This window comes from Methylorubrum podarium, from assembly GCF_022179745.1.
GTDB lineage: Bacteria > Pseudomonadota > Alphaproteobacteria > Rhizobiales > Beijerinckiaceae > Methylobacterium > Methylobacterium podarium.
Genome location: NZ_BPRD01000378.1, coordinates 1 through 4,238, shown reverse-complemented (window position 1 = coordinate 4,238; position 4,238 = coordinate 1). Strand labels below are relative to the sequence as shown.

Sequence of the window (4,238 nt, the reverse complement as noted above, 5' to 3'; positions counted from 1 at the left end):
CCAGCATCTCCTCGAAGGTCACGCGCTCCATGCGCTTGGCCTTCGAGGAGATGCTGGAGATGGCGTCCCTCGGCGCCAAGGTGCTGCAGGTGCGCTCCGTCGAGCTCGCCATGGTGCACCGGGTGCCGACCACGGTGCGTTCCTCCTTCGATCCCCCCGATGCCGCGCGGCCGGGCACCCTCATCTGCGACGAGGACCAAATCGTGGAACAGCAGATCATCACCGGCATCGCCTTCTCGAAGGACGAGGCGCAGATCACCCTGCGCGCCGTGAAGGACAGCCCCGGCATCGCCGCGGCGATCTTCGGCCCGCTCGCGGATGCCAACATCAACGTCGACATGATCATCCAGACCGTGTCGGGCGACAAAGAATCCGGTGGGACTGCGACCACCGACATGACCTTCACCGTGCCGGCGGCCGAGTACGAGCGCTCCCGCGCCATCCTCGACGCGCAGCGCGACACGATCCAGTTCGGCCAGATCGAGGGCGCCACCGACGTGGTCAAGGTCTCGGCGATCGGCGTCGGCATGCGCTCGCATGCGGGCGTTGCAGCCAAAGCCTTCCGGGCGCTGGCGCAGAAGGGTATCAACATTCGCGCGATCACGACCTCCGAGATCAAGTTCTCGGTGTTGATCGACGCCGCCTACACGGAGCTTGCCGTTCGCACGCTCCACTCGCTATACGGCCTCGACCAGGCCTGACCGTTCCCGTCGGCGCCGGCCCTTCGGCTCACAAGCCAGGGTTGCGCCGGCCGACCCGGATTGACGACACGATGCCCGCTGCGCCCGGAGGCCCGCGCCTGCTGCTGCGCCGGCTCCGCGAAGCCATGGCGGAGCCGGTCAGTCCGCAGCAGCGCCTCGACCGGATCGTCGTCCTCATCGCGGCGAACGTGATCGCCGAGGTGTGCTCGGTCTACGTGGTGCGCGATGACAACACCCTCGAACTGTTTGCAACCGAGGGTCTGAACCGCGACGCGGTCCACATCACCCGCATGCGCGCCGACGAGGGCCTCGTCGGCCTGATCGCCAAGACGGCCGAGCCGCTGGCGCTCTCCGACGCGCAGTCGCACCCCTCGTTCTCGTATCGCCCGGAGACGGGTGAGGAGATCTACCACGCCTTCCTCGGCGTGCCGCTGCTGCGCGCCGGAAATACGCTCGGCGTACTGGTGGTCCAGAACAAGACCTACCGGGTCTATTCCGAGGAGGAGATCGAGGCGCTCCAGACCACCGCCATGGTGCTGGCCGAGCTGATCGCCTCGGGCGAGCTCCAGGCGCTGTCGCCCGGCGCCGGCACCGCGGCGCGGCGCCCGGTGAGCCAGCGCGGCGTGGCGCTGGCCGACGGGATCGGCCTCGGCCACGTGGTGCTGCACGAGCCGCGCATCGTCGTGAAGACGCTGATCGCCGAGAACGTCGAGCGCGAGGTCGAGCGCCTGGAAGAGGCGATCGAGGACGTGCGCTCGGCGATTGACGAGCTGGTCGAGCGCGGCGACGGGATCGGCTCGGGCGAATCCCGCGAGATCCTCGAGACGGTCCGGATGTTCGCCCACGACAAGGGCTGGCTGCGGCGGATGCGCGAGGCGGTCCAGTCGGGCCTGACGGCGGAGGCCGCGGTCGAGCGGGTGCAGTCGGACAACCGCGCCCGGATGCTGCGCCAGAGCGATCCGTATCTCCGCGACCGCCTGCACGATCTCGACGACCTCGCCAACCGCCTGCTGCGCCGCCTCGTCGGCCAGGAAGGACGCGGGGGCGACGGCCTGCCGGAGAACGCGATCCTGGTGGCGCGCTCCATGGGGCCGGCGGCGCTGCTCGACTACGACCGGGCGCGGCTGCGCGGCGTGGTGCTGGAGGAGGGCGGGCCGACGAGCCACATCGCCATCGTCGCCCGCGCCCTCGGCATCCCGGCGGTCGGCGAGATCGCCAATGCGACGGGCCTGTGCGACTCGGGCGACGCGATCATCGTCGACGGTCTCTCCGGCGAGGTCCAGATCCGGCCGACCCCCGAGGTCGAGGCCTCCTACGCCGAGATGGTGCGCCTGCGCGCCCGGCGTCAGGAGCAGTACCGGGCGCTACGCGAGGTGCCCGCCGTCACGAAGGACGGCGTGAAGATCGGCCTGCACCTCAATGCCGGCCTGCTGGTCGATCTCACCCATCTGAACGAGACCGGGGCGGAAGGCGTCGGCCTGTTCCGCACCGAGCTGCAATTCATGATCGCCGAGCGGATGCCCTCGGCGGCCGAGCAGCAGACGCTCTACGAGGCGGTCTACGCGGCGACCGGCGACCTGCCGGTCACGATCCGCACCCTCGATATCGGCGGCGACAAGATCCTCCCCTACATGCCGGCCCTGGAGGAGGAGAACCCGGCGCTGGGCTGGCGGGCGATCCGCATCGGCCTCGACCGGCCGGCGCTGCTGCGGGTGCAGCTGCGCGCGCTCCTCAAGGCGGCGGCCGGGCGGCCGATCAAGATCATGTTCCCGATGGTCGCCACCGTCGAGGAATTCGTCCGCGCCCGCGCCATCGTCGAGCGCGAGAAGGCGCATCTGCGTCGCCACGGCTACGTTCTGCCGAGCGATTGCCGCCTCGGCGCGATGGTCGAGGTGCCCTCGCTCCTGTTCCAGATCGACGAGATCGCCCGCGAGGCGGACTTCCTGTCGGTCGGCTCCAACGACCTGATGCAGTTCCTGTTCGCGGTCGATCGCGAGAACCGACGCGTGGCCAACCGCTTCGATCCCCTCTGCGGGGCGGCGATGCGCGCCTTCCGCCTGATCGCCGAGCGCGCCGCCGCGCAGGGCTGCCCCGCCACGGTCTGCGGGGAGATCGGCGGGCGGCCGCTGGAGGCGCTGGCGCTGATCGGCCTCGGGTTTCGCGAGTTCTCGATGTCTCCGGCCGCGATCGGCCCGGTCAAGGCGATGGTCCTCTCCGCCCATGCCGGCGAGGTCGCGCAGCTGATCGAGACCGAGCTGGCCCGGGTGACCGACGGCGCCTCGGTCCGGCCCGCGCTGGCGGCTTACGCGAAGGCCAACGGCGTGCCCATCTGACGCGCCGTCCGGCCGGGCCGGATCTTCGCACTCTTTCCTCAACTATCAGTTCCGTCGCGAGTATATTCAGGGCGATGACCCCCATTCCTCCCGATCGCCTCGACGCCATCCTGGCGCGGCACGAGTTCGTCACGGCGCAGCTCGCCGACGGTTCGGCCGATGCCGAGAGCATCGTGCAGCTCTCCCGCGAATTGTCGGAGCTCGACGGCGTCGTCGCCGCGATCCGCCACTACCGCGCGGCGGAGGCGAACCTCGCCGGCATCCGGGCGCTGATCGACGAGCCCGGCGGGGATCCCGAGATGCGCGCGCTGGCGGCGGAAGAGAAGCCGGAGGCGGAAGCTGCGCTGGAACAGGCCCACCGCGCCCTGCAGCTGATGCTGCTGCCCAAGGACGCGGCCGACGAGAAGAGCGCGATCCTCGAAATCCGCGCCGGCACCGGCGGCGACGAGGCGGCCCTGTTCGCGGGCGACCTCTTTCGCATGTACGCGAAATACGCCGAGTCGAAGGGCTGGCGCGTCGAGGTGATCTCGGAGAGCGAGGGCACCGTCGGCGGCTATCGCGAGGTGGTCGCCGAGGTGAAGGGCCGCTCCGTGTTCTCGCGGCTCAAGTTCGAGAGCGGGGCCCACCGCGTCCAGCGCGTGCCCGATACCGAGACGCAGGGGCGCATCCACACCTCCGCCGCCACCGTCGCCGTGCTGCCGGAGGCGGAGGAGGTGGACGTCGTCGTCAACGAGGCCGACCTGAAGATCGACACCATGCGGGCGCAGGGCGCGGGCGGCCAGCACGTCAACAAGACGGAATCGGCGATCCGCATCACCCACCTTCCGACCGGCGTGGTGGTGTTCGTCCAGGAGGAGCGCTCGCAGCACAAGAACCGCGCCCGCGCCATGGCCCTCCTGCGGGCGAAGCTGTTCGACGCCGAGCGCACCGCCAAGGATTCGGCGCGGGCGGCCGACCGCAAGGCGCAGGTCGGCTCCGGCGACCGCTCGGAGCGCATCCGAACCTACAATTTCCCGCAGGGGCGCGTCACCGACCACCGCATCAACCTGACCCTCTACAAGCTGGAGGAGGTCATGGCCGGGCCGGCGCTCGACGAGGTGATCGACGCGCTGGTCACCGAGCATCAGGCCGAGCTGCTGGCGGCCGAGGGGATGGCGTGAGGCTGAGACGGCCGCGACCGGTACGATCCCTCTCCCCCACGGAT

At 70.3% G+C, this 4,238-nt stretch carries 3 protein-coding genes; all 3 read left to right on the top strand.

What is annotated here, in order from left to right:
* Positions 1–701 (top strand): ACT domain-containing protein (locus MFF42_RS18230; protein WP_238257012.1); only part of this gene is annotated, 701 nt, incomplete at its 5' end.
* A gap of 71 nt (positions 702–772) precedes the next feature.
* Positions 773–3,034 carry a phosphoenolpyruvate--protein phosphotransferase gene (gene ptsP / locus MFF42_RS18225; protein ID WP_238257011.1) on the top strand — a complete coding sequence of 754 codons (2,262 nt, stop codon included), beginning with the start codon at positions 773–775 and terminating at the stop codon, positions 3,032–3,034.
* 74 nt (positions 3,035–3,108) lie between these two features.
* Entirely contained in the window at positions 3,109–4,194 is a 1,086-nt protein-coding gene (gene prfA / locus MFF42_RS18220; RefSeq protein ID WP_238257010.1) for a peptide chain release factor 1, read from the top strand.
* Positions 4,195–4,238: the final 44 nt, after the last annotated feature.